2 protein-coding genes and 1 pseudogene are annotated in these 786 nt (G+C 41.1%); 2 read left to right on the plus strand and 1 reads right to left on the minus strand.

The genetic code is table 11. The features are described 5' to 3' along the window. Positions 1 to 77, plus strand: a pseudogene (ydfC, locus tag HEN33_RS26660) (protein YdfC); the annotation flags it as partial. Between the two features lie 22 nt (positions 78 to 99). Then, positions 100 to 507, plus strand: coding sequence for a hypothetical protein (locus HEN33_RS25205; protein ID WP_000394552.1), 408 nt, complete (start codon positions 100 to 102; stop codon positions 505 to 507). On the opposite strand, the gene HEN33_RS25210 is transcribed toward HEN33_RS25205, so the two are convergent. Continuing rightward, positions 485 to 718 (minus strand): hypothetical protein, encoded by a 234-nt coding sequence (locus HEN33_RS25210; protein WP_000920491.1) that lies wholly within the window; start codon positions 716 to 718, stop codon positions 485 to 487. The two genes, HEN33_RS25205 and HEN33_RS25210, sit on opposite strands and share 23 nt — an antisense overlap. Between the last annotated feature and the right edge of the window lie 68 nt (positions 719 to 786).

Here is a 786-nt window from a genome sequence, read left to right on the forward strand (position 1 = left end):
CTCTGGAGCAGGATATCACCAATCTGGAAAAAGCAGCGGCATTAAGCATTGCCAGAATGATTACATACCCACGTTAATAGCTAACCAACGAGGCTAATAATGGAATTTAAAGATTTACCAACGCCATTACAGGAAATGGCATCGAATATAGTTCGTTCACAACTGGCTACTCTTGACCTTAGTACCGCAGAAAAAGAAACCATCGATAATATGGTTCGTAATGTGCGCAATGCTTTTTCTGGGCTATATGGTTCTGATAATCAAAAGCAGGAAAGCGATGTTAATAAACGGGTAATTTCTGTTTGCGTGAATGGCCATGTTCTTTCATCAATCAAAACAGAAACGGCGACAGTCTTCGATTGCCTTTGCATTGTACAGAGCCTTGTTGATGCCCTGTTTCGTTCAGTGAATTTAGAAAATGATGCAAATCTGCGAGGGCGCATAATAGCACATCCATATGCACATACTTTAGGCTCTGTGGATATCAAAGATCCCACAAATCTTTAATGAAATAGTTAACGCGAATTGTACTTGCTCTTTCGGTTGCTTTCAGAATACGCGTTGAAACTGCTGGCGGTAATTTGGTATTCCATTTATTAAAATCATGCCCGGGAAAGTACTCTTCGAAAATACTTTTAACTGCAGACTCGCCTATTGAAATGCTGCTTACCATGCGATTTTGATAAAGGCATTTAGCAATAAGAGTTGATTTTAACATTCACCCTCCTGAGGGTTGGTAATTAAGGAGTTCTCCACGGGTGAAGTGGAGTGCGTGCGCCGGACACG

It is taken from the genome of Escherichia sp. 94.0001, from assembly GCF_013369155.2.
In the GTDB taxonomy this organism is placed as follows: domain Bacteria; phylum Pseudomonadota; class Gammaproteobacteria; order Enterobacterales; family Enterobacteriaceae; genus Escherichia; species Escherichia coli_F.